The sequence below is a fragment of the Streptomyces sp. NPDC025833 genome, assembly GCF_055558055.1.
Genome location: NZ_JBVHNF010000004.1, coordinates 70883 through 94921 on the forward strand (window position 1 = coordinate 70883; position 24039 = coordinate 94921).

A 24039-nucleotide genomic window follows, 5' to 3' on the forward strand; every position below is an offset into this window, starting at 1 on the left:
CGGCACACGATCACTTGTCACAAGTTCATGCCGCACAGATCACGTGAAGATCACATAGTTGAAAGAGTGTCACCTTCCGCGGAGGTCCTGTGCCCGGGCGGGGGGCGTGAACTCCACCGGCAGCGTGCGCAGGCCCCGCATGATGAGCCCGCCGCGCCAGCGCAGCTCGGCCGGGTCGACGGCCGTCCGCAGGTCGGGCAGCCGGGTGAGCAGGGTCGCGAGCGCGGTCTGGCCCTCCAGGCGGGCGAGCGGTGCGCCGAGGCAGTAGTGGATGCCGTGGCCGTAGCCGAGGTGCTGGTTGTCGCGGCGGGCGAGGTCCAGCACGTCCGGGTCGGCGAACCGCTCCGGGTCGCGGTCGGCGGCGGCGAGCACCACCAGCACCGGGTCGCCCGGCGCGATGTCCTTGCCGCCGACGGTGAGCGGCTCGGTGGCGAACCGCCACGTGGCCAGTTCCACCGGACCGTCGTAGCGGAGGAGTTCCTCCACGCCGGTCGCCAGCAGGTCCATCTCGCCGCGCCGCAGGGACTCCTGGAGCCGCCGCCGCTGCCCGGGGTGGGTGAGCAGGGCGTAGGTGCCGTTCCCGATGAGGTTGACGGTCGTCTCGAAGCCCGCGAACAGCAGGATGAAGGCCATGGCGGCGGCCTCGTTCTCGGTGAGGTGCTCACCGTGGTCGGAGGCGCGGATGAGGCCGGAGATGAGGTCCTCGCCGGGCTCGGGCACGGCGGGCAGCGCCGCGCGCTTGCGGTGGATCAGCTCGGCGAGGTAGCCGCGCATCTTCTTCACCGACCGGGCGACCCCGCCGCGGGGGCCTCCGCCGTGCCGGATCATCATGCCCGCCCAGTCCCGGAAGTCGTCCTGGTCCTCGCGGGGGACGCCGAGCAGGTCGCAGATGGCGTAGATGGGCAGCGGGAAGGCGAACTCGTGGATGAGGTCGGCGGAGCCGGTCTCCGCGAACCGGTCGATGAGGCCGTCGGCCAGCTCCTGCACCCGCGGGGCGAACTCGGCGACCCGGCGCGGGGTGAACGCCTTGCTGACCAGGCGGCGCAGCCGGGTGTGGTCCGGCGGGTCGATGTTCAGCAGGTGCGTCATCAGCTCGGCCTTGCGCTCGCCGGGGATGCCGGTCTTGCCCTTGGCGTGCGCGGGCTCGTCGTGGTGCGCCGGGTTCTTGCTCAGCCGCTGGTCGGCCAGGGCCTGCCGGGCGTCGGCGTACCGGGTGACCAGCCACGCCTCGACACCGCTCGGCAGCCGCGTCCGGTGCACGGGGGCGTGCTCGCGCAGCCAGGCGTAGGCGGGGTAGGGGTCGGTGGCGAACTCCCACGTGAAGAGGGCGGGAGCCGGCTGGTCGGGGTGGTGCTGCTCGGTCACCCCCCGACGGTATCCGCACCCTCCGGCCCCTCGCCGAGCACCCTGCGGGCGCCGGGGTGCCCGAGGCCGGCCGCCCTGCGGTACCAGTGCCGCGCCTCCTGCGCCCTGCCCTGCCGGTCGAGCAGGGCGCCGAGCCGGTAGGCGCCGTAGGCGTCGCCGGCGTCGAACGCCTGCCGGTACCGCGCCTCCGCCTCGGCCGGACGGTCCATCGCCTCCAGGACGGCTCCGTGGTGGGCGATGTCCAGCGGGTAGTCGGCGGTGTCGGCGAAGTACTCCTCGGCGTCGCCCGGCGACGGCGCCTCGCGGTCCAGGTTCTCCAGCAGGTGGGCCGCCACCTCGTCACCGGAGTCCGCCGCGCGCCGCAGCCACGGCCGGGCGAACTCGTGCTCGTTCTCCACCAGGTGGTGCATCCCCATGCTCCGGGCCACCCCGGGGTGCGCGGGGTCGGCGGCGTTCGCGTACCTGAGCCAGGTCACCTCGGGGTCGTCCGCGCAGAACCGGAGGTCGCCCAGCAGACGTTCCGCCTCCGGGCCCCCGGCCGCGCGCAGCCAGTGCTCGGCCCGGCCCAGCAGCGCCTCGGCGAGCAGCGTCGCCGCGCCGGTGTCGCCGGCCTCCGCCGCCTGCTCCAGGAGCGGTTCCGCCTCCCGGGGCCGCCCGCGCTCCACGAGCAGCCGGCCGGCGCGTGCCGCCGCCTCGGCCACCCCGCCCTCGGCCGCCCGCCGGAACCAGCTCTCGGCCTCCTCGCGGTGTCCCCGGGTCTCCTCCAGCAGCCCGAGCCGGTACATCGCCTGCCGGTCACCGCCGCCGATCGCCCGCTCGAACGCGGCATGCGCCCGGGCCGTCACCAGTTCGACGTCGTACCCCTCGCCCGCCCGGGCGACCTCCAATGCCCGCTGCCACAGCGCGCCGTCGACCGGCGGGCACAGCTCGTCGAGCCGGGCCGCGCCCACCAGCGGGCCCGCCGCCGCCCAGGACCGCGGTCCCCCGCGCCCGAGCAGCGGCGGCATCCCGTAACTCTCCCGGGCGGCCCAGTCCAGGGCCTCCTCGGCCGTCTCCGCGTCCGGCCCGGCGAGCGGTCCGTAGGTCGCCGCCACCTCCACGAGCAGGTCCTCGGGCAGCGGTCCGGCCAGCCCGCACCGCGCCAGATCGATCGCGGCCCGCACCAGCGCCTGTCCGCGCGGGTGCCTGCGCCGGGCCCGCTGGAAGTCCGCCCACAGGCGCGGCGCCAGCGCGAGATGGGCCGCGACGCCGTCCGCCCCGCCGGCCCCGGCCGCCTCCGCCAGCCGGGGATCCGCCGTCTTCGCGGCGCGCGCCCGCTCGGCGTCCGACCATTCCCGGGGCAGCTCCACGAGGTGCGCCAGATCCAGCACCCGGCCGCGCGGGCTCTGCCGGCACTCGTCGTACGCGTCCTCCCGCAGCGTGGCGAGCACGACGGTCCGCAGCCCGGCCAGCCGCGCGAGCAGCCGCGGCTCCAGCCCGCCGTCGCCCAAGTGGCGGTCGAGTTCGTCGAGCAGCAGCACGTGGGGGCCCGGCGCCGCGCGCAGTGCGTCGGGCAGGCCCCGCAGGTCCGTGTGCGCGTCCGGCGCGTGGACCCGGGCCGTGGGGAGCACGGCCGCCAGAACGGCGAGCGCCGTGCGCGACTTGCCCGCGAACGGCTCCCCCAGCACCACCACCAGTCCGCCGTCCGCCGCCGCGGAGGTCAGGGCGGAGCCGAGGGAAGGGTCGGCGTCCCGTGGGACGTACGGCGGCAGCGGCGGGCGCCCGTTCAGCCGCAGGGCGGGCCACACCCCGTGCGCGAGCGGCTCCAGCGCGGTGGCCGCGGGCCATTCCTCCGGGCCGGGCAGGGCGGTCTGCGGCCGGGCCCCGTAGGCGTGCTGGATCTGGACCCCGATGACCGGAGCGTGGAACTCCGCCCCCCGGAAGTCGACGTGATCGGTGGTCAGGGGCGGGTGCGGCGGGTGCGGCAGGTCGGGGGCGGGGCCCGGCCCGGTGGTGGAGTCCGGCCCGGTGGTGGGCTCTGGCCCGGTGGTGGAGTCCGGCCCGGTGGTGGAGTCCGGCCCGGTGGTGGGCTCCGGTCCTGCGGGGGAGTTCGGCTCCGCAGGGGGGTTCGGTCCTGCGGGGGAGTTCGGCTGCGCGGCGGGCTTCGGTCCTGCGGGGGAGTTCGGCCCTGTGGGCGAGTTCGGCGCTGCGGTCGGCTTCGGTTCTGCGGGGGAGTTTGGTCCTGCGGGGGAGTTCGGCCCTGCGGCCGGCTTCGGTTCTGCGGGGGAGTCCGGCTGCGCGGTCGGCTTCGGCGTACGGTCGGCGAGCGGTCCCGGGGCGGCCGGCGGCACCGCCTGCGGCACGGGATGCGGCGTCAGGTCCGGGACCGTCTCCCGCACGGAGTCGGGCCATTCGTCCGCCGGTCGCCCGGCGGCGGCCGTCCCGGAGCCCGGCACCGCGTACACCACCGGTGCCAACCGGTTGATCAGGTACCGCAGTTGCTGGGCCGCCCCGTTCCTGTCCGCCGCGTGCGCGAGCGTGGTGCGCAGCCGGGAGGCCCACACCTCCCGCAGCGGTTCGGGGGACGGCTCCGGGGTGCCGGGGCCGGGGCGCCGGACCTCGCGCAGCTCCGCCGCGTAGGAGGACGCCCGCTGGTTCTCGAACCACCGCGCGAAGCGGGCCTGGACCCGGACCCACTCGTCCGTGGCGAGCGCCGCCGCGAGCAGCTCGGCCCCCACTCCCGCCAGATCCGTCCCCGCCCTCACGCACGCCCCCCGATCCTCGTGACCACGCCGTGCTCCCACGGTACTGACACGGACGGCGGTCCGAGCCGCGGAAGCCGTCCGCCCGCCGTCCGCTGTCCACGCGCCCGCGGCCCTCCGTCCGGCCCCGTGCCGCCGCGGCCCGCCCCTGCCCGGCGCGTCCGCCGGTCCGGTCCGCCTCCCACGCCGTCCGGTCCGCCTCCCCCGCCGTCCCGGCCATCGTCCCGCGGCCGACCCCGCCCGCCCGGCCTCTTCCCGCCGGGCTCGTCCGACGCCCGGTCTCGGCCCGCGACGCCCGGTCCCGTCCCGCCGTCGCCGTCCGACCGCCGCCGTCCGACCGCCGCCGTCCTCCGGTGCGCGCCCGGTCCGGTTCCGGTCCTGCCGGGGTTACTCCTCCTCTTCCTCCGGGCCGTTCTCCGTGCCCGTGCCCTCGGCCGCCTTGATGGTGTCCCGGTACACCCGCGCCGCCGCCCGCAGCGCCGCCTCCGGATCCACGCCGTCCGCCTCGGCGCGGACCGCCAGCGCGAGGAGTTCGTAGCCGATGCCCTCCCCCTCGGGCACCGGGGCGCGAAGGCCCGCCGTACGGGCGCGGGAGGCCAGTTTGGCGGCCAGGGCCAGGCCCGGCTGGCCGAGCGGGACGCCGTCCGTGACCGAGGTGCGCCGCTTCTCCTCCGCCTTGGTGCGCAGCCAGTGCTCCTTGACGTCCTCCGGGGTCTCGGCCCGCTCCTCGCCGAAGACGTGCGGATGCCGGTGGATGAGCTTGGCGACGATGCCGCCGGCCACGTCGTCGACGGAGAACGGCGCGTCCGGGTGCTCCTCGGCTATCCGGGAGTGGAAGACGACCTGGAGCAGGACGTCGCCCAGTTCCTCGCGCAGCTCCGTGCGGTCACCGGCCTCGATCGCCTCGACCAGCTCGTACGCCTCCTCGATGCCGTACTTCGCCAGCCCCTCGTGGGTCTGCCGGGAGGACCAGGGGCACTCGACGCGGATGCGGTCCATGACCTGCACCAGGTCGAGCAGCCGGGCGCCGGGCAGGTCGTAGGAGGCGGGGAGCAGCTCCAGCTCCGGCATGGCGACCCGGCCGGAACCCGCCAGCCGGGCGAGGCCGTCGGTGAGCGCCGGCTCGCCCTCGCCCGTGGCCACGACGACGACCGTCCGCCCGCCGGCGCAGGCGTCGACCAGCTCCTGCGCGGTGGGGGACGCCTCCGCCACCGTTATGCCGGCCTCCCGCAGGTACGGCAGCTGCGGATGCGCGCCGTCCGCGCACAGCACGGCGTCGGCGCCGCGCAGCGCCTCCCAGGCCGGCCAGGACAGCAGGCCGGGGGCGACGCGGTGGCTGGTGGTGAGCAGGACGATGCGGCCGGGGGCGGCTTCCGGGCCGGACCGGGGGCGGGCTGCGGAGCTGTTTTCGTTCACGATCCGAACGTAGCCCACGGCGCCGGGACGCGGATCGCGTTGTCCACAGGGCCGGGGAGGTCATGTGACCGTATGCCCGGTGACTGGTGCCGTACCGTTACGGCACCGGCGCGCCGCCGGGCCCACTCCGCCCGCGGGGCTACGCCGTCCGCGGCTGCCCGCCGTCCGCCGGGACCTCCCGCAGCCACGGCGTCCCCGCGTCCACCCGGCTGCTCTTCTGCACGTCCCAGGAGCCGTAGCGGGGGTTGAGGTCGATGTCGAGTTCCGCGGACGCCTTGGACAGGGCCTGCCAGAACTCGGGCCGGCCGGTGTCCGTGCCGAGCTTCGCGGCGAGCTTCTGCGCCTCCAGTTGCAGGCGCAGGTTGTCGTCCAGGTGCCCCGGGGCGATGCCGTACTTCTGCAGCCAGGCCAGCTCCAGGCCCTTGCCGCCGCCGACCTGCCGCTCCAGGTCGCCGCGCATCTGCTGGATCTCCCTGCGGGTGACCGTGACGCCCTTGTCCTGGGCGGCCCGGTGCAGTACCCGGTCGAGCACCATGTTGTGCAGGGTGTCCCGGGTGAGACCGCTGGTGGAGGAGACGACCTGCTGGTACTGGGTCTCGTCCGGCACCGCGGCCCGCTGCGCCCGGCGGACCTCGTTGACCCGGCCCTCCAGCTGGGCGACGGTGATCCGCTGCCCGCCGACGACGGCCGCGGCGCCCGGGTGGGCGTCGCTCCCGCAGGCGGTCAGCAGGGGCGCCGCCGCGGCGATCGCGGCGGCGAGGACGAGCGCGGTGCGACGGCGGCGGTGCAAGGGAACCTCCAGGGGGAGATTGCAACGACAGGTGCGGCGCGCCAGCGCCTCCGCCGGGAACGGTGGTCGGGCGACGGGCGGGCGCACCAAGTCTTGCGGTGATCGATGGTAGGCAGTGGGCAGGCTGCGGCCAACCCATTCGACCAACGATTCACGCGCGCTTCGGGCACCGCCGCGCCGCCCGCGAGGGCCGCCGGGTCAGCCGACGACGGCCACCGGCGCGTCCCAGGCGTCCCGGTCGACGGTCAGCGTGACGCCGCCGCGCGTCTCCTTGCTGTTGACCATGTACTGGTGGCCGCGGCTGTGGTCGGTGAACTGGGTCCTGCCCCACGGCCAGTCGGCGGTCGTCGTGTCCTGCTTGTCCCACAGCGCGTACCAGAGGTTGCCCGGCAGGTCCGTCTTGTCGGACGCGGTGGCGACGGCCTTGGCGCTGGAGCTGGTGAAGCCGTAGTAGCCGCCGCGGTACGTCTTGGACCGCAGCGTCTTCATGAACGAGCGCACGTACGTGAGCACGGCGTCGTTGCACGCCTTGTTCCGCACGTCGTACGGCTCCATGTCGAGGTAGACGGGGCTGCCCGCCTTCATCCCGAGCGCCGACGCCTTGGCGACCGCGTCCCTGGCGTCGGTCACGCCGAGGGACGCCGCGGTCGCGGCGGACAGCTTCTCGGGGGTGGAGCCGGTCTGGCAGGGCGGCTGGGCGCCGACGTAGATCGGGATGAGCTTCCAGCCGAGGGAGTTGACCGACTTCACCCAGGACGCGGTCAGGTTGGGCTGCGCGCAGCCGCGGTTCTTGCCGCCCACGTAGACGGCGGCGGCGCCGTAGTAGCCGGTGTGCCACGCCTTCATCGCGGACAGCGAGGGCGCGGTGCAGGTGTCGAACGCGCGCCCGGTGAAGGTCTTCTGCGCGGGCCACGCGGTGGCGGCCATGGAGGTCTGCGCGGCGAGACCGGCCCCCGCGACGACGGCCGCGCCGGCCACCCCCCAGGTGATGTATCTGCGCTTCTTCGACTGCCGGTGACCGGCCATGAGTCCACCCCTGATCGTGCGTGCACGGCGGTTCACGCGCGTGCGTACTGGCTGGGACAACGCCCTGGCGAAAACGTTTCACCGACGGCGGCGAAGCGCACGGTACCGGGCGCCGGGTCCGCCGCCGGACGACCCAAACCCTTGTCATGTACAAGAATCGCTCGGGTTCCCGCGAAGACTCTAGCCGCGCACCTGTCCCAGCCACTGCAGGGTCCGCCGGACCTCCACGGCCAGCGGATGCCCGGGGCCGTGCAGCCGCTCGACCTCCATGACCAGCCGCGCGAGCGTCTCGTGGGCCGCCGACCGGTCGCCGAGCGCGAGCAGCAGGTGGCCGATGCGCCGGCGCACCTCGTGGGCGAGGTGCGGGTCCCCGGAGACGTACTGGTTCTCGTAGTACGGCAGCAGCGCGCGGTACTCGGCGAGCGCCGCCGCCGGTTCGCCGAGCTGTTCCAGGCACTGCGCGACGTCGTACCGGTAGCGCAGGGACTGCGGGTCGGCCTGCCCGGCCTCGGCGGCGCGTTCGCCGGCGAGGCGGCGCAGTTCGGGCAGCGCGCGCCGGTACTGGCCGTCGTCCATGAGCGTCGCCGCGTACTGCTTGCGCAGGGTGCGCACGACCGGGGAGTGCTCGCCGTGCTGCTCGGCCGCGGCCGGCAGGATCGCGCCCAGGATGTCCACGGCCTGGGTGATGCGCCCCTCCCCCAGCAGCCGCTTGACCTCGTCCACGGCCGCGGCGACGTCGGGCTTGCCGGCCGCCGGCGGGTCCGGCGCGACGGGGGCGGGCTGCGGCGCGGGGGTCCGCGCCCGGTCCGGCCAAGGGGCGTGCGGACGCAGGAAGGGGCGCGTGGGATCCAGGGGCGCCCCGGTGGGCCTCCCGCGCGCGGGCAGCAGCGGGGCCAGCTCCTCGTACACCTCCTGCGCCGACGACGGCCGGTGCTGCGGGTCCTTGGCGAGCAGCCGCAGCACCAGGCCCTCCAGCGCCTCGGGCACCTCGGGGCGGATCCGGCGCACGGGCAGCGGCGGCTCGTACAGGTGCCGGTGCAGCACTCCGAGCGCCGTGGAACCGGCGAACGGCACCTCACCGCTGAGCAGTTCGTGCAGCAGCACACCGAGCGCGTACAGGTCGGTGTACGGTCCGACCGCGCCGCCCATCGCCTGCTCCGGCGCCATGTAGGCGGGCGAGCCGATCGGCGAGCCGGTGTGGGTGAGGCGGGTGGTGTCACTGTCCATCACGGAGGCCACGCCCAGGTCGAGCACGGTGACCGTGCCGTCCTGCTTCACCATCACGTTCCGCGGCTTGAGGTCGCGGTGCACGATCGGCACGGCGTGCACGGCGCTCAGCACGGCGCACAGCTGCGCGGCCACCGCCACCGCCCACGGCCAGGGGTACGGGTCGCGCTCGGCGAGGTGGTCGGACAGGTCGGCACCGTCCACGAACTGCATGACGAGGAACAGCTCCTCGCCCTCGCTGCCCGCGTCGTGCACCGTCACCAGGCCGGGGTGGTCCACCTGCGCGGTCACCCGGCACTCGCGCAGGAACCGGCGGCGCAGCTCGTCCGCCTCCTGGCCCGCCACCTTGTCGGGGCGCAGCAGCTTCACCGCCACGCGCCGGTCCAGCCGCCGGTCGTACGCCGTCCAGACCTGGCCCATGCCGCCCTGGCCGATGAGCGTGGACAGTTCGTAGCGGCCGGCGACGACGCGTCCCGCCGCGGTCACCGGCCGCCCTCGTGGCCGTCACGCCGGCGCAGGTAGTCGCTCAGCTCGTCCAGTTCGGCCCGCACCTGGTCGATCCGCGCGGGCGCCGGGCGCTGCGGCGGCGGGGTGGTCAGCGGGGGCCGCGGCACGACCGGGTGCGGCAGCGGGGGCGGGGTGTGCGGCGTGGCCGGACTGACCGGCACGGTCGTCGCGCCGTACGGGGACGAGGGGGCCGGGTAGCCGTACGCCGCGGCCGGGCGCCGCGCCTCGTACGCCTGCCGCAGCAGCCCGAAGTGGCGGATGTCCGCGGCGAGGTAGTACGCGATCGTGCCGACGAGCGTGCACAGCAGGAGCAGGACGCCCAGGTAGCCGCCGGGGGTGTGGACCTCGTCGCCCCCCTCGGCCACCAGCAGGGTCATGCTGAGGGCGTCGGCCGCCAGCACCGCCACGAACAGGCCCCAGTCCACCGAGCGGCGGGTGACGATCGCGAGCCGCAGCATCATCGCCGAGGTCAGCAGGCCGACGCTGACGATCGCGAGCACCACGAACAGCACGCGCAGGAAGACCAGCCACGCGGTGTGCGGCGGTTGCTTCACCGGCTGTCCGTAGCCGTGGCCTTGCATGGCTGCTCCCGGTCCTGAAGTGGGCGTGCCCGCCCGCCGGTACGGTCCGCCGGGGCGGACGGCACCGATCGTGCGATTGTCGCTTCGAGCATATGGCCCGGCGGGGACACATGGTCCGGGTTGTACCGAACCGTTGTCCGGTGGCCGCGAGGGGGCGGGACGGGGGAACGGGAGGGGAACGCAACGGAACGGGCCGGCGCCGGGCGGTGCGGGGTGGGGTGGGGTGGGGGTGAGTCGGGCCGGGTCGGGGTCGTGGCGATGCGGGGGCGGGCGGCGGGGCGGAGCGGACGGAACTGGCCGGTCGGGACCGGTCGGTCGGGTGGGGCGCGGCCAGCCGGGTGGGGCGCGGCCAGCCGGGTGTGACCGCGCCGTCGGTGAGGCCGTCGTACACCCCGCGCACCGACTGGTCGCCGAGCCGGCTCGCGTGCCCGGCACGGGCGAGGCCGAGGCGGACACGGACGCGGCCGTGGCGGTGCCGGCCGGGAAGCGGACCCGGATGTCCGTCGGTACGGCGGAACCGGAGCACCTGACCTTCGCGGAGGACGGCCGGCCGGTCCCCGCGATCATCGACCTGGACGCGCCGGGCGGCTGACGCCGGACGGCCGGGTCAGCGTGCCCGGAAGCGCTCGGGTGCCTTCGTCGGGTTGCCGCCCGTGGGGATCTTCTGGTTCGGACAGGTGGCGAGGACCTCCTTCATGGCGGTCCGCTCGGCCCCGGTGACCCACAGGCCGTACTTCTTCTTGACGCCGACCTGGGCGGCGACGTAGGCGCACCGGTACGCCTTGCTGGGCGGAAGCCAGGTGGCGGCGTCGCCGTCGCCCTTGCCGCGGTTGGTGCTCGCGTCGACGGCGATGAGGTTGAGGGGGTCGTTGGCGAGGGCTATGCGCTTGGCGGCGTCCCAGTACTTGGCGCCCTTCTGCCAGGCGTCGGACAGGGCGACGACGTGGTCGATGTCGACCTGGCTGCGGCCGCGCCGGTAGGTGATGTCCTTGCCGGAGTAGGGGTCGGGCTCCAGCAGGCCGTAGGAGACCTTGCAGTCGCCGCCGGAGAACTTCACCTGCTTCAGGTCCCGTTTGAGGATGTCGTCCCGGGTGTCGCAGGAGTTGGAGTCGGTGTCCGCCCAGGCGGTGCCGAACCGCTCGCGGGAGTAACCGGTCTTGGGCGCGCGGCCTTTGACGGTGAGGGAGTCGACGGCGGTCAGCGCCGCTCCCCCGCGCCCGGTCTCCTCCGGGCCGGAGGCACCCTTGGTCTGCTCGGACTTGCACCCGGTCACGGCGACCAGCATGGCCACAGCGCTGACCGTTCCGCCCATCAGACGCCTCACGGTGCGCCCCCTCCGCTCGCCTGGCCCGCCCCGCACGTGCGAGCGGACTGTTCCACCATCCACCGTAACTGCCCCGCGCCGCTTGCCAGATAGGGCGTAAAGGGGCGTTTGCGTGTCAATGCAGGCGCAGCGGGGGGCATTCGGGGCCGCGAAGGGAGTGCGGAATCACGGCGTCCGCCGGGTCCGCGGACCGGGCGGGCGCCCGGGCTTGACCTTGTCACCGGCGGCAGGGTCCGAGGATCCCGGCATGACCGAGAACAGCCACTCCCGCACCCGCCGCGCCGAGGACGCCGCCCGGCAGGACGCTCCCGGGCGGACCGCCCCGTCCGCGCAAACCGCTCCGCCGGGCCCCCGTACCGTGGTCGTGACCGGCGCCGGAACCGGTATCGGCCGGGCCACCGCGCGCGCGTTCGCCGCCGAGGGCGCCCGGGTCGTCGCCGTCGGCCGCCGGCCCGCGCCCCTGGCCGAGACCGCCGCCGGCCACCCCGGGATCACTCCGCTCACCGCCGACGTGACCGCCGAGGACGGGCCCGGGACCGTCGTGCGGGCCGCGCTGGAGCGGTACGGCCGGATCGACGTGCTCGTCAACAACGCGGCCGTCCTCACCACCGGGTCCCTGCGCGAGTGCACGCGCGCGTCGGTACGGCCCCTGCTGGAGACCAACCTGCTGGCGCCCGTGCTGCTCACCCAGGCCGCGCTGCCCGCGCTGGAGGAGAGCCGGGGTGTGGTGGTGAACGTCTCGACGTCGGTGGGGCAGCGGGCCTGGCCGGACAACTCCCTCTACGCGGCGGGCAAGTCGGCGCTGGAGGTGCTGACCCGCAGCTGGGCGGTGGAGCTGGCGCCGCACGGCATCCGGGTGGTGGCCGTGGCCCCGGGCGCGATCGAGACCCCGATGGCCGAGCACGGCGGGCTCGGCCCCGAGGAGGTCGCCGGGTTGCGCAGGTGGCAGCTCGGCCACACCCCGCTCGGCCGGATCGGCCGGCCCGAGGAGGTCGCCTGGGCCGTCACCGGGCTCGCGTCCCCGCGGGCGTCGTTCGTGACGGGGGTGGTCCTGCCGGTGGACGGCGGCGCGGTCGTCGCCTGACCGGCGTCCCCCGCAGCCGCACCGCCGGGCACCTCCCGGCCGGCGCACCGCCGTCACCCACCGGGCACCGCGGGATGCCCGGCCGGTGCCCCGCCTCCGAACCCCCGTCCGCCGCCACCGACCCACCGGGCACCCGGCCGGAGCCCGCGGAGAGCCTCGGATCAGCGGAGGGCCCCCGGATCAGCGGACGGTCTCGTCCGCCTGTCGCAGCGCCGCCGCCAGCCGGTCCCGGACCGCCGTCTGTGCGGCGGTGCGGGCGTCCAGCACGGCCAGCCGTTCCCGGGCGACCGCCATCCCCCTGGCGGAGGCGGGTGAGGCGGTCACGTCGCCGTCCAGGCAGGGCAGGAACACCCGTACGTCGTCCAGGGTCAGCCCCGCCTCCAGCAGCCGCCGGATGTTGCGGACGCGGACGGCCGTCCGGGCGTCGTAGACGCGGTAGCCGTTGGCGGCGCGCCCGGAGGTGATCAGGCCCTGCTGCTCGTAGTGGCGCAGGGCGCGCGGTGTCGCCCCGGTCGCCCCGGCCAGCTCACCGATCCGCACCCGCGCCCCGCCACCCGTCCGCGCCCACGCCCGCGCCCGTGCCCGTACCGGAACCCGTTCCCATGCCCCCGCCCACCGGCGGTCAGCTCAGCACCGAGGTGAGGAACTCGCCCACCCAGGCCAGCAGTTCGCGGCCGACCAGCGGCTTGCCGCCGACCTTCGCGGTCTTCGGGCGCGGTACCAGCACCTGGTGCGCGGCCGGCTTGAGGACCGTGCCCGGGTAGAGCCGCTTGAGCCGCAGCTCCTGGGACTCCCGCAACTCGACCGGCGCGAAGCGGATGTTGGTGCCCTGGAGGACGATCTCGCCGACGCCGCACGCGCGCGCCAGCATCCGCAGCCCGGCCACCAGCAGCAGGTTCTCCACCGGTTCGGGGAGCTTGCCGTAGCGGTCGGTGAGTTCCTCGCGGACGGCCTTGACGTCTTCCTCGGAGTTGGCCGAGGCGATGGCCCGGTACGCCTGGAGGCGCAGCCGCTCGCCGGGGGCGTAGTCGTGCGGGACGTGTGCGTCGACCGGCAGCTCGATCTTGACCTCGAGCGGCGCCTCCTCGACCTCGCCGGTCTCCAGCTGGCGCCGGTAGTCGGCGACCGCCTCGCCGACCATGCGGACGTACAGGTCGAAGCCGACGCCCGCGATGTGCCCGGACTGCTCGCCGCCGAGCAGGTTGCCCGCGCCGCGGATCTCCAGGTCCTTCATGGCGACGTACATGCCGGCGCCCATCTCGGTGTGCTGGGCGATGGTGGCCAGACGCTCGTGGGCGGTCTCCGTCAGCGGCTTCTCCGGCGGGTACAGGAAGTAGGCGTAGCCGCGCTCGCGGCCGCGGCCGACCCGGCCGCGGAGCTGGTGCAGCTGGGACAGGCCGAAGTTGTCGCCGCGCTCGACGATGAGGGTGTTGGCGTTGGAGATGTCGATGCCGGACTCCACGATGGTGGTCGACACCAGCACGTCGAACTTCTTCTCCCAGAAGTCGACGACGACCTGTTCCAGCGCGGACTCGGACATCTGGCCGTGGGCGGTGGCGATGCGCGCCTCGGGGACGATCTCGCGCAGTCTGGCCGCCGCCCGGTCGATGGACTCGACGCGGTTGTGGATGTAGAAGACCTGGCCCTCGCGCAGCAGTTCGCGCCGGACGGCGGCGCCGATCTGCCGCTCCTCGTACGGCCCGACGAAGGTGAGCACCGGGTGGCGCTCCTCCGGCGGGGTGGTGATCGTGGACATCTCGCGGATGCCGGTGACCGCCATCTCCAGGGTGCGCGGGATGGGGGTGGCCGACATGGTCAGCACGTCCACGTTGGCGCGGAGCTTCTTCAGTTGCTCCTTGTGCTCGACGCCGAAGCGCTGCTCCTCGTCGACGATGACCAGGCCCAGGTCCTTGAACTTGGTCTCGGAGGAGAACAGCCGGTGGGTGCCGATGACGACGTCCACCGAGCCCTCCTTGAGGCCCTCCAGGACGGCCTTGGCCTCGGTGTCGGTCTGGAAGCGGGACAGGGCCCGCACCTTGACCGGGAACTGCGCGTACCGCTCGGAGAAGGTGCCGAAGTGCTGCTGCACGAGCAGGGTGGTCGGGACGAGGACGGCGACCTGCTTGCCGTCCTGTACGGCCTTGAAGGCGGCCCGTACGGCGATCTCGGTCTTGCCGTAGCCGACGTCGCCGCAGATCAGGCGGTCCATCGGGACCGACTTCTCCATGTCGTCCTTGACCTCGGCGATGGTGGTGAGCTGGTCCGGGGTCTCGGCGTAGGGGAAGGCGTCCTCCAGCTCGCGCTGCCAGGGGGTGTCGGTGCCGAAGGCATGGCCGGGGGCGGCCATCCGCGCGCTGTACAGCTTGATCAGGTCGGCGGCGATCTCCTTGACGGCCTTCTTCGCGCGGGCCTTGGTCTTCGTCCAGTCCGCCCCGCCGAGGCGGTGCAGGGTGGGCGCCTCGCCACCGACGTACTTGGTGATCTGCTCCAGCTGGTCGGTCGGGATGTACAGCCGGTCGCCGGGCTGGCCGCGCTTGGCGGGGGCGTACTCGACGACGAGGTACTCGCGGGTGGCGCCCTGCACGGTGCGCTGCACCATCTCGATGTAGCGGCCGACGCCGTGCTGCTCGTGCACGATGTGGTCGCCCGCCTCCAGGGTGAGCGGGTCGATCGTCTTGCGGCGGCGGGCGGGCATGCGGGCGCCGTCGCGGCCGGCGGACTTCTGCCCGGTGAGGTCGGTCTCGGTGAGGACGGCGAGCCGCAGCGCCGGGTCGACGAAGCCGTGGTCGATGCAGCCGCAGGAGACGTGGACGACGGACGGCCGCAGGTCGCCGAGGTCGACGTCGAGGCGGGCGGCGATGCCCTCGCCGCCGAGCACCTCCACCGTGCGTGCGGCCGGTCCGTGGCCCTCGGTGAGGTACACCGTGCGCCAGCCGTCGGCGAGCCAGCCCTTGGTGTCGGCGAGGGCCCGCGCGGTGTCGCCGCGGTAGGTCTCGGGGGCGTGCATGCCGAGCTTGAGGGTGTCCGCCTCCGGTTCGAGGTCGGCGGCGAACGGCGACACCGACCACCACATCATGCCCAGCTCGCGCGCGCGGTCGCGGACGTCGGCGATGGACCACAGGGAGGCGGCGCCGACGTCGATGGGGGCCTCGCCGCCGCCGGCGGTGGCCGCCCAGGACGCCTGGAGGAACTCCTGCGAGGTCGCCACGAGGTCGGCGGCGCGGGTGCGGACCCGCTCGGGGTCGCAGACGACGGCCATCGCGCCCGCGGGCAGCACGTCGAGCAGGAGTTCCATGTCGTCCACCAGGACCGGCGCCAGGGACTCCATGCCCTCCACGGCGATGCCCTCGGCGAGCTTGCCGAGCAGTTCGCCCAGTTCGGGGTGTTCCTCGGCGAGGGCCCGCGCGCGTGCGCGCACGTCGTCGGTGAGCAGCAGCTCGCGGCAGGGCGGTGCCCACAGACCGTGCTCGGCGACTTCCAGGGAGCGCTGGTCGGCGACCTTGAAGTAGCGGATCTCCTCGACGTCGTCGCCCCAGAACTCGATGCGCAGGGGGTGTTCCTCGGTGGGCGGGAAGACGTCGAGGATGCCGCCGCGCACCGCGAACTCGCCGCGCTTCTCGACCAGCTCCACGCGCGCGTACGCGGCGGCCGCCAGGGCTTCGACGACCTGGCCCAGATCGGCGGTCCGGCCGGACCTCAGGGCCACCGGCGCCAGGTCGCCGAGGCCCTTGACCTGCGGCTGGAGCACCGAGCGCACGGGGGCGACGACGACGGAGACCGGGCCGGTCGCGGGGTCGTCCTGACTGGGGTGGGCGAGGCGGCGCAGGACGGCGAGCCGGCGGCCCACGGTGTCGCTGCGCGGGCTGAGCCGTTCGTGCGGGAGGGTCTCCCAGGAGGGGTAGTCCACGACGCCCTCTTCGGGCAGCAGGGAGCGCAGGGCGGCGGCGAGGTCCTCGGCCTCCCGGCCGGTGGCGGTCACGGCCAGGACCGGGCGGCCGGCCCCGCGTGCCAGGGCGGCGATGGCGAAGGGCCGGGCGGCCGGGGGGCCGACGAGGTCGACGTGCATGCGGTTGCCGTCCACCGCCGCCGTGATCGCTTCCGCGAGGGCGGGGTCCTTGACGACGGCGTCCAGCAGACCGTGCAGGCTCATGGGGCTTCCATCCGGGGTGGGGCAACGCAGACAGCCCGACACGTGACACGGGCCGGGGCTGCCAGCCTACGACGCCCGGGGCCCGGCCGCCCCGCCGTCGGCCGGCGGGGCACGGCCGGGGCCGGGGTCAGACGGCGTCCCCCTCGGCGAAGGTGACCCTGACGCCGCGGCCGGGTTCGACCGCCACGAGCAGCACCGAGCCGAACGCCGTCGAAATGCGTTCCAGCAGGGCGAAGGTGGGCATGCATTTCCCGTGTTCCAGCCGGGATATGGCCGCCTGGGTCATGCCGGACAGTTCGGCGAGCCGTACCTGTGTCATCCCCGTTCTCCCGCGCCGTTCCCGGACGGCGCGCCCCACGGATTCCTCAAGACTTTCCCCCGGAATTTTCCTCTCCTCGGCGAGTTCCCGGACCATCCCCCGTGGATGATGCTGCACCATGACTCCCGGATCGCTCGTCATGTATTGATGATCTGAGCCTTTTGCGCCCGCGAGAGTATCCGACCGTCCGGCCGCAAAGGCATCACTTGAGGAAGATTTGAGCTTGCCCGTCGGACGGTGGGCCCGAGGGCGCCCGGACATGCGGGACCTGGCATATAGCAGGACTGGTATGTGGGGCGGCCGTTCCGGTGAATCTCCAGGTCAGCGCCTTGGAATTACCTGTTCCATATTCTCCGCCCGCACTTCCGGTGATTAATCGGATTGCTTGCGGCGACGCGGACATGTCAGTGTTGCGGCCACCTCGACGGAAAAGGAAAACCCTTGACGAAGATGCGTGCCACTCTCACCGGAATTGCCCTCTCGGGTGCCCTGCTCGCCACGGGCGCGACGCCCGCCCTGGCGGCCGCCGCGGCACCGGCCGGAAAGTCCACCCCCGCGGTGACCGCATCGGTGACCAAGTCGCAGAAGCTCTCCAAGCTGAAGGACCTCACCCTGGACAACCCCGGTTCGCAGGGGCGGTGGTTCACGGCGCTGAGCGACCACAAGGGGCACAAGCAGTCGATCGACAAGTACAAGTTCAACTGGAAGACCGATTACTGCACGCACGCCCCGGACTCGATGCCCGGCGGCTACGACTTCCGGTTCGCCTGCTGGCGCCACGACTTCGGCTACCGCAACTACAAGTCGCTCATCGGCAACTACTGGTTCAAGAAGGACCACCACAAGAAGCGTGTCGACTCGGCGCTGCTGAACGACATGTACCGCGTCTGCGACTACCGCCCGTGGGCCGACCCGCTGCCGGCCTCGCAGCGCGCGAAGCTGAAGAAGGCCTGCCGCAAGCAGGCGCGGGTGTACTACGGCGCGGTCAGCGCCGCCGGCTGACCCGCCGGACCCTTCCGCCGCCGGCCGGGGCCGGCGGCGGGAACACACGGGCGGGGCACGGAGTGGATCTCCGTGCCCCGCCCGCCCCCGTTCCCCCCCCGTCGCGGGCCGTCTAGTCCGTGGCGATGGCGTTCAGCACGTTCATCCGCGCCGCCCGGAACGCCGGCACCAGCGCGGCGAGCAGGCCCACGCAGGCCGACCCGACGAAGACCGCGGTGATCGTCGGCCAGGGGATCTCCAGGACCTTCATGCCCTCCAGGGCGAGGAGCCGCTGCGCGGTCGCGCCCCAGCCCATGCCCAGGCCGAGCCCCAGCAGCGCGCCGAACAGGGCGATGACCACCGATTCGAGCCGGATCATGCGGCGCAGCTGGCGCCGGGAGAGGCCGAGGGCCCGCATGAGCCCGATCTCCCGGGTCCGCTCCACCACGGACAGCGCCAGGGTGTTGACCACGCCCAGGACGGCGACCACGATCGCGAGGCCGAGCAGGCCGTAGACCAGGTCGAGGAGCTGTCCGATCTGCTCGCGCAGGTCGTCCTTGTAGTCGGACCGGTTCATCACCGTCACCGACGGATCCGCGGCCACCGCCTTCTTGAGCGCGGCGTAGACCTGCTGCTCGTCCCCGTCGTGCCCGGCGAGCACCGCGATGTCCAGCGGCATCCGGTTCGCCGGCATGTACCTGCCGAGCGTGGTGACGGCCGTGTACATCTTGCCCTTGTCGATCGCGGTGTCGTCGGAGGTGACGGCCACCACCCGGAGCCGGGCCGTGCGTCCTCCGTCGAAGGCGGCCCGCAGGGTGTCACCGACCTTGACGCCGTGTTCGCGGGCGAAGTCCGACCCGACGGACATCGCGTCGCGCCCGTAGACGGCGGGCAGGCTGCCCGACAGGGTGGTGCGGCGCACGTCCTTCGGGTAGGCGGGGTCGGTGGCGAACAGTGCCTGCCGGGAGGAGCTGCCGTCCGGCAGGGTCAGGGCGGCGGGTGCCTCCTTGAGCCGGGAGACGTCGGTGAGGCCGGGGACGTCCCGGATCGCCCGCACCGTCGCCGGGGTGAGGGGCTTGGCGCCGTCGCCCGACCGGACGATGAAGTCGGCGCCGACCGACTTGTCCAGCTCGTCGGTGGCCGACGCCACCATCGAAGAGCCCACGACCGACAGGCAGGCCACCAGGGCCAGGCCGATCATCAGCGCCGCGCCGGTGGCGCCGGTGCGGCGCGGGTTGCGCAGCGCGTTGCGCTCGGCCATCCGGCCGACCGGGCCGAAGACGCGCAGCAGGACCGCGCCGAGGACGCGCACCACGCCGCTGGCGAGCAGGGGGCCGACGGCGACGAAGCCGACCAGGGTCAGCACCACGCCGAGGCCCAGCCACGCCGAGCCGTCCTTGGCCTGGTCGGCGGTGCCGGCGGCGTACAGGCTCCAGCCGCCGGCGGCGGTCAGGGCCAGACCGGTCAGGGCCCGTACGACGCCCGCCCTGGCGTCGGCCGGGGCGCCCGCCTCGCGCAGGGCGGCCATCGGGGAGACCTTGCCGGCCCGCCGGGCCGGCAGCCAGGCGGCGAGCACGGTCACGACCACGCCGAGGAGCAGGCCGAGGGCCGGGGTGGTCCAGGCGACGGTCAGGTCGTCGGTCGACAGGTGCATGCCCATGGTGCCCATGAGCTTCATCAGGCCGACCGCGATGCCGACCCCCGCGCCGACACCGAGGACGGAACCGGCGACGCCGAGCAGCAGGGCCTCGACGAGCACGGAGCGGTTGACCTGCCGACGCGAGGAGCCGATGGCCCGCATCAGGCCGATCTCCCGGGTGCGCTGGGCGACCAGCATCGAGAAGGTGTTGACGATCAGGAAGATGCCGACGAGGAAGGCGATCCCGGCGAAGCCGAGCATCGCGTACTTCATGACGTCCAGGAAGCTCCGCACGTCCTTCTGGTTGGCGGCGGCGACCTCCTCGGCGGTCTGCACCTTGTAACGGTGGCCGAGCCCGGCCGCCACGCTCTCCTTCAGCCGGGCGTCGGTGACGCCCTCGGCCGCGGTGACGTTGATGTTGGTGTAGACGCCGGCGCTGCCGACCAGGGCCCGCTGAGCGGTCCCGGTGTCCAGGTAGAAGATCGCCGCGCCGGGATTGGTGACCTTGTAGGAGGCGAAGCCGGACACGCGCGCGCGGTGCGTGCCGACGACGGAGATGATGCCGATCTCGTCACCGAGCTTCAGGTGATGGCTGTCGGCGGTGTCCGCGTCGACCATCACCTGCCGCGGGCCCTTGGGCGCCGTACCGGCGGTGATCGCCATGGTGCGGGCGTCGTTGCCGTTCCAGCTGCCGACGATGGTGGGGGCGCCGCTGTCGGGCGATAGCCTGGCGTTGCGGACGTCGACGACGGTCACCGAGGTGGAGAACACCGTGCCCTCGGCCGCCCGCACGCCCGGGGTCCGGCGGATCCCGGCCAGCACGGAGGCCGGCACGACCGGCGGCTTGCCGGTGCGGGAGGTGGTCTCCCCGGTGTCGGAGGCGTCCTTGGCACTGACCGTGACGTCCGACGCGGTCGCCTGGAACAGCTTGTCGAAGGTGGTGTTCATGGTGTCGGTGAACACCAGCGTGCCGCACACGAACGCGACCGACAGCAGGACCGCCACCGCGGAGAGCGCCATCCGGCCCTTGTGCGCGAGGAAGTTGCGCAGGGAGGTCTTCAGCACGGTCACGACGTACGCCCCCGCGCGTCGAAGTCCTTCATCCGGTCCAGGACCTGGTCGGCCGTCGGCTGGTGCATCTCGTCGACGATCCGGCCGTCCGCCAGGTACAGCACCCGGTCCGCGTAGGAGGCGGCCACCGGGTCGTGGGTGACCATCACGATCGTCTGGCCCAGTTCGTCCACCGATCGGCGCAGGAAGCCCAGGACCTCGGCGCCCGCGCGGGAGTCGAGGTTCCCGGTCGGCTCGTCCCCGAAGATGATCTCCGGGCGGGCGGCGAGCGCGCGGGCCACGGCCACGCGCTGCTGCTGGCCTCCGGAGAGCTGGGTCGGCCGGTGCTTGAGGCGCCCGGCCAGGCCCACGGTCTCCACGACCCGCTCCAGCCAGGCCCGGTCGGGCTTGCGGCCGGCGATGTCCATCGGCAGCGTGATGTTCTCGATGGCGTTCAGCGTGGGCAGCAGGTTGAACGCCTGGAAGATGAAGCCGATCCGGTCCCGGCGCAACTGGGTGAGCTTCTTGTCCTTCAGCCCGGTGATCTCGGTCTCGTCGAGGAAGATCTGACCGCCCGTCACCGTGTCGAGGCCGGCGAGGCAGTGCATCAGCGTCGACTTGCCGGACCCCGAGGGACCCATGATCGCGGTGAACCGGCCGCGGGCGATGTCCACGTCGACGTGGTCCAGGGCGACGACCCGGGTCTCGCCGGACCCGTACGCCTTCACGACCTGCCGCGCCCGCGCCGCAACGGCCGTACGCCCTCCAGTGCCCCCGTGCCTGGGAATGGTCACAGCCGTTGTCACGGTATGTCTCCTATATCGCTCGTAAGGGATCGCCCGGGAAGACGGTGGTGTGCGCCGGTGCGCCGGGCCGTCTCGGGTACGTCGAGAAGTCTCGCGGTCGGCGGGGGTGCCGCGCGCTGGTGCGGAGCCCCTTCTTCACCGGGGGAAAACCCCACCCCCGCCGGTGCGGTCCGCCACCCCCCAGCGGCGTGGAACCAGACTAGGGAGCGGTCCCGGCCGGCCTCGTCCTCCGCCGGGACGAACCCTCCCCGAGCCGTAGTACGGAGGGTCCCCTAGGGGTGCTCCACCGCCGGGTGGAGCCGTTCTCGGGGTTTCCTCCACCCTTCGGCGCGCTCCGCGTCCACCCCCCGGCCGCTCGCGGGGCCGGCCCGGCCGCCCCGGAAGGCCGCCGCCCGGGACATGGGTGCAGGGGGCACCGGGGTAGCTTCCGTCGGGGACCACGGGGACCACGGGGACCACGCGGAGGGTGTGCGATGGGGAGTACGACACCGGCCATACGCGGCGACGCCGCCCGGCGCCCGGACACCCGGCGGCGCGGCGCGGTGGTCGCCGCGCTGATGCTCGCGATGGCGCTGGCGGCGCTCGACTCCACCGTCGTCTCCACGGCCGTGCCGCAGATCGTCGGCGACCTCGGCGGGTTCTCCGTCTTCTCCTGGCTGTTCTCCGGCTACCTGCTCGCCGTCACCGTCACCCTCCCCGTGTACGGCAAGCTGTCCGACACCTTCGGCCGCAAACCGGTGCTGGTGGCCGGCGCGGCCGTGTTCCTGCTGGGGTCGCTGCTGTGCGCGACGGCCTGGAACATGGCGGCGCTGATCGCGTTCCGGATCGTGCAGGGACTGGGCGGCGGGGCGTTGCAGGGCACCGTGCAGACGCTGGCCGCCGACCTGTATCCGCTGGCGGAGCGCCCGCGGATCCAGTCGAAGCTGTCGACGGTGTGGGCGGTCTCCGCGGTGGCGGGCCCCGGCCTCGGCGGGGTGCTGGCCGCCTACGCCGACTGGCGCTGGATCTTCCTGGTCAACCTGCCGATCGGGGCCGCGGCCCTGTGGCTGGTGGTCCGGCACCTGCACGAACCCGAGCGGGAGGCCGCGCCGCGCGCACGCGTGGACTGGGGCGGGGCGCTCGCGGTGTTCGCGTGCGGTGGTGTGCTGCTGACCGCCCTGGTGCAGGGCGGGGTCGCCTGGCCGTGGCTGTCGGCGCCGTCGCTGGCCCTCTTCGGCGCGGGTCTCGCCCTGGCCGCCGTGGTGGTGGCGGTGGAGCGGCGCGCGGCGGAGCCGATCATCCCGGGCTGGGTGTGGCGGCGCCGGACGATCGCCGCCGTCAACCTGGCGCTCGGGGCGCTGGGCCTGCTGATGGTGGCGCCGGCGGTGTTCCTGCCGACGTACGCGCAGGCGGTGCTCGGACTCGGGCCGGTGTCCGCCGGGTTCGTGCTGTCGGTGTGGACGCTGAGCTGGCCGGTGTCCGCCGCGTGCAGCCAGCACCTCTACCGGCGGATCGGGTTCCGGGACACCGCGCTGTGCGGGATCGGCCTGGCGGCGCTGATCCTGTGCGCCTTCCCGTTCCTGCCGTACCCCGGCTCGTGGTGGCAGCCGACGGTGCTGATGCTGCTGCTCGGCGGGGCGCTGGGCCTGTTCCAGCTGCCGCTGATCGTCGGCGTGCAGTCGACCGTGGGCTGGTCGGAGCGGGGCACCACGACCGCCTCCGTGCTGTTCTGCCGGCAGACCGGGCAGACCCTCGGCGCGTCCCTGTTCGGCGCCGTCGCCAACGGGGTGCTGGCCGCGCGGCTGGGCGGCGCGGGCGACCTGGACTCCGTCACCCGCGCGCTGGACGAGGGCACGGCCGCGGAGGCGACCCGGCGGGCGATCGCCGAGGCGGTGCACGCGGTGTACGCGGGGGCGGCGGCCGCGGCGGCGCTGGCGTTCGCGGTGCTGCTGGTGGTGGCGCCCCGGCGGTTCCCGGTGCTCCAGGAGTGAGCGCCCCGCCGACCGCGTTCCGGGCGCGAGCGCCCCGCCGACCGCGTTCCGGGAGTGAGCGCCCCGGCGCCGTCCGGCCGGTGCGCGCCCCGGCGCCGCCCGGCCCGCGCGCGACCCGGTGGCGGGGCGGACCGTGGGGGAACCCGGCGGGCCACCGCGCTACTCCATGGCCACCCTGCCGGTCAGCGAGATGAGGCTGTCGCGCACGGAGTCCATGTGCGCCTGGACGTCGTCCCAGGTGTCACCGTGGTCACGCAGCACCTGCTCGGTCTCCAGCGCGATCCGCTCCTCGGACAGCCGCGCCTCGGTGAGGAGGGCGTCGGCACGCGCGCGTGCCTCCGCCTCGGCGCGGGGCGCGTACTCCCGCGCCTCCGCGAGGGCCCGCTCGGCCGCCAGCAGCTCGGCCTCGGCCCGGCGCTCCCGCTCGGCATACCGGGCCTCCAGCGCGGCCAGTTGCTCGGCCTCCTGGCGCTCGACGGCGGCCCAGCGGCCGGCCTGCTCACGGGACTGCTCGCCGAGGATGCCGGTGGTGCCGTGCCGCGCCTCGCGGAGCGCGGTCAGCAGCTCCCCGCGCTCCGCCTTCACGTCGGACCGGGCGCCGACGCGCAGGGCGTCGGCCTCGGCCTGCGCGGCGACGAGGTGCTCCCGGGCCCGCTCCTCGGCCTCCGCGCGGAGCGCGTCCGCCGCCTCCTGCGCGTGCCGGCGGACCCGGCCGGCGCGCGCCTCGGCCTCCGCGACGACCTTGTCCGCTTCGCGCCGGGTGCGTTCGCGCAGCTCCGCCGCCTCCTCCAGCGCGAGCCGGTGGATCCGCCGCGCACGGTCGCCGAGCGCCTCGTACGTCTGCGGCCGGAGCCGGCCGACGGTCTCGCGCAGCCGTACGGCCTCCGCCTCCATCTCCTTGGCGAGCACCGTCAGCCGGGCCGCGCGCTCCCAGGCGGCGTCCCGGTCCTCGCACAGCGCCTCCAGGTACGCGTCGACCTGTTCGGGGCGGTAGCCGCGCCCCCGTACGGTCACGAAGCCGTCCGCCGGCATCGATGCGCTGCTCACCCTGGGAACCCCTCTC

Annotated in this window: 18 protein-coding genes; 4 read left to right on the forward strand and 14 right to left on the reverse strand. The window is 74.3% G+C overall.

Annotated features, from left to right (window positions below; translation table 11 throughout):
* Window positions 1-69: 69 nt before the first annotated feature.
* From ACZ4K2_RS07765 to ACZ4K2_RS07795, 7 genes are all read right to left on the reverse strand, one after another.
* Window positions 70-1365 (reverse strand): cytochrome P450 family protein, encoded by a 1296-nt coding sequence (locus tag ACZ4K2_RS07765; protein ID WP_467470608.1) that lies wholly within the window; start codon window positions 1363-1365, stop codon window positions 70-72.
* Window positions 1362-4109 (reverse strand): hypothetical protein, encoded by a 2748-nt coding sequence (locus ACZ4K2_RS07770; protein ID WP_467470610.1) that lies wholly within the window; start codon window positions 4107-4109, stop codon window positions 1362-1364. The genes ACZ4K2_RS07765 and ACZ4K2_RS07770 overlap by 4 nt, the downstream gene beginning before the upstream one ends.
* 384 nt (window positions 4110-4493) lie before the next feature.
* On the reverse strand, window positions 4494-5522 hold the full coding sequence (locus ACZ4K2_RS07775; protein WP_467470612.1) for a nucleoside triphosphate pyrophosphohydrolase: 1029 nt from the start codon (window positions 5520-5522) through the stop codon (window positions 4494-4496).
* 139 nt (window positions 5523-5661) lie between these two features.
* The gene (locus tag ACZ4K2_RS07780; protein ID WP_467470614.1) at window positions 5662-6312 is read right to left on the reverse strand and encodes a SurA N-terminal domain-containing protein; all 651 of its coding nucleotides are present in this window, start codon (window positions 6310-6312) and stop codon (window positions 5662-5664) included.
* Between the two features lie 198 nt (window positions 6313-6510).
* Entirely contained in the window at window positions 6511-7338 is an 828-nt protein-coding gene (locus ACZ4K2_RS07785; protein WP_467470616.1) for a glycoside hydrolase domain-containing protein, read from the reverse strand.
* 180 nt (window positions 7339-7518) lie between these two features.
* The gene (locus ACZ4K2_RS07790; RefSeq protein WP_467471235.1) at window positions 7519-9012 is read right to left on the reverse strand and encodes a protein kinase domain-containing protein; all 1494 of its coding nucleotides are present in this window, start codon (window positions 9010-9012) and stop codon (window positions 7519-7521) included.
* A gap of 35 nt (window positions 9013-9047) precedes the next feature.
* Window positions 9048-9626: a hypothetical protein gene (locus ACZ4K2_RS07795; protein WP_467470617.1), complete on the reverse strand. Its 579-nt coding sequence runs from the start codon at window positions 9624-9626 to the stop codon at window positions 9048-9050.
* Window positions 9627-10077: 451 nt separating this feature from the next.
* On the opposite strand from ACZ4K2_RS07795, the gene ACZ4K2_RS07800 reads away from it, so the two are divergent.
* A complete protein-coding gene (locus ACZ4K2_RS07800; protein WP_467470619.1) occupies window positions 10078-10245 on the forward strand; it encodes a hypothetical protein in 168 nt (55 codons plus the stop codon).
* 15 nt (window positions 10246-10260) lie between these two features.
* Here ACZ4K2_RS07800 and ACZ4K2_RS07805 read toward each other — a convergent pair whose 3' ends face one another.
* Window positions 10261-10965 carry an HNH endonuclease family protein gene (locus ACZ4K2_RS07805; RefSeq protein ID WP_467471237.1) on the reverse strand — a complete coding sequence of 235 codons (705 nt, stop codon included), beginning with the start codon at window positions 10963-10965 and terminating at the stop codon, window positions 10261-10263.
* A gap of 259 nt (window positions 10966-11224) precedes the next feature.
* Here ACZ4K2_RS07805 and ACZ4K2_RS07810 point away from each other — a divergent pair, with 259 nt between their 5' ends.
* Complete coding sequence (locus ACZ4K2_RS07810) at window positions 11225-12061, forward strand: SDR family NAD(P)-dependent oxidoreductase (RefSeq protein WP_467470621.1); 837 nt, start codon at window positions 11225-11227, stop codon at window positions 12059-12061.
* A 180-nt stretch (window positions 12062-12241) separates the two neighbouring features.
* Here the strand turns inward: ACZ4K2_RS07810 and ACZ4K2_RS07815 are convergent, their stop codons facing one another.
* The 3 genes from ACZ4K2_RS07815 to ACZ4K2_RS07825 all read right to left on the reverse strand — a co-directional run bounded on the left by ACZ4K2_RS07815 (window position 12242) and on the right by ACZ4K2_RS07825 (window position 16530).
* Entirely contained in the window at window positions 12242-12601 is a 360-nt protein-coding gene (locus ACZ4K2_RS07815) for a MerR family transcriptional regulator (RefSeq protein WP_467470623.1), read from the reverse strand.
* An 82-nt stretch (window positions 12602-12683) separates the two neighbouring features.
* The gene (gene mfd / locus ACZ4K2_RS07820; RefSeq protein WP_467470625.1) at window positions 12684-16211 is read right to left on the reverse strand and encodes a transcription-repair coupling factor; all 3528 of its coding nucleotides are present in this window, start codon (window positions 16209-16211) and stop codon (window positions 12684-12686) included.
* Between the two features lie 127 nt (window positions 16212-16338).
* On the reverse strand, window positions 16339-16530 hold the full coding sequence (locus tag ACZ4K2_RS07825) for a helix-turn-helix domain-containing protein (RefSeq protein WP_467470627.1): 192 nt from the start codon (window positions 16528-16530) through the stop codon (window positions 16339-16341).
* 450 nt (window positions 16531-16980) lie between these two features.
* Between ACZ4K2_RS07825 and ACZ4K2_RS07830 the strand changes: the two genes are divergently transcribed.
* Entirely contained in the window at window positions 16981-17532 is a 552-nt protein-coding gene (locus ACZ4K2_RS07830; protein WP_467471239.1) for a phospholipase A2, read from the forward strand.
* A 112-nt stretch (window positions 17533-17644) separates the two neighbouring features.
* Here the strand turns inward: ACZ4K2_RS07830 and ACZ4K2_RS07835 are convergent, their stop codons facing one another.
* Complete coding sequence (locus ACZ4K2_RS07835) at window positions 17645-20221, reverse strand: ABC transporter permease (protein WP_467470629.1); 2577 nt, start codon at window positions 20219-20221, stop codon at window positions 17645-17647.
* Window positions 20218-21006, reverse strand: coding sequence for an ABC transporter ATP-binding protein (locus ACZ4K2_RS07840; protein ID WP_467470630.1), 789 nt, complete (start codon window positions 21004-21006; stop codon window positions 20218-20220). The genes ACZ4K2_RS07835 and ACZ4K2_RS07840 overlap by 4 nt, the downstream gene beginning before the upstream one ends.
* Before the next feature lie 473 nt (window positions 21007-21479).
* Between ACZ4K2_RS07840 and ACZ4K2_RS07845 the strand changes: the two genes are divergently transcribed.
* Complete coding sequence (locus tag ACZ4K2_RS07845) at window positions 21480-22976, forward strand: MFS transporter (RefSeq protein ID WP_467470631.1); 1497 nt, start codon at window positions 21480-21482, stop codon at window positions 22974-22976.
* Window positions 22977-23135: 159 nt separating this feature from the next.
* Here ACZ4K2_RS07845 and ACZ4K2_RS07850 read toward each other — a convergent pair whose 3' ends face one another.
* The gene (locus tag ACZ4K2_RS07850; protein ID WP_467470633.1) at window positions 23136-24023 is read right to left on the reverse strand and encodes a DivIVA domain-containing protein; all 888 of its coding nucleotides are present in this window, start codon (window positions 24021-24023) and stop codon (window positions 23136-23138) included.
* Window positions 24024-24039 lie beyond the last annotated feature (16 nt).

What these genes read in the sequence shown, in the direction of transcription:
- ACZ4K2_RS07825 (WP_467470627.1), bottom strand. Translation starts at nt 16,530, where the DNA reads ATGACACAGGTACGGCTCGCCGAACTGTCCGGCATGACCCAGGCGGCC.
- ACZ4K2_RS07810 (WP_467470621.1), top strand. Translation starts at nt 11,225, where the DNA reads ATGACCGAGAACAGCCACTCCCGCACCCGCCGCGCCGAGGACGCCGCC.
- mfd (WP_467470625.1), bottom strand. Translation starts at nt 16,211, where the DNA reads ATGAGCCTGCACGGTCTGCTGGACGCCGTCGTCAAGGACCCCGCCCTC.
- ACZ4K2_RS07805 (WP_467471237.1), bottom strand. Translation starts at nt 10,965, where the DNA reads ATGGGCGGAACGGTCAGCGCTGTGGCCATGCTGGTCGCCGTGACCGGG.
- ACZ4K2_RS07845 (WP_467470631.1), top strand. Translation starts at nt 21,480, where the DNA reads ATGGGGAGTACGACACCGGCCATACGCGGCGACGCCGCCCGGCGCCCG.
- ACZ4K2_RS07830 (WP_467471239.1), top strand. Translation starts at nt 16,981, where the DNA reads ATGCGTGCCACTCTCACCGGAATTGCCCTCTCGGGTGCCCTGCTCGCC.
- ACZ4K2_RS07785 (WP_467470616.1), bottom strand. Translation starts at nt 7,338, where the DNA reads ATGGCCGGTCACCGGCAGTCGAAGAAGCGCAGATACATCACCTGGGGG.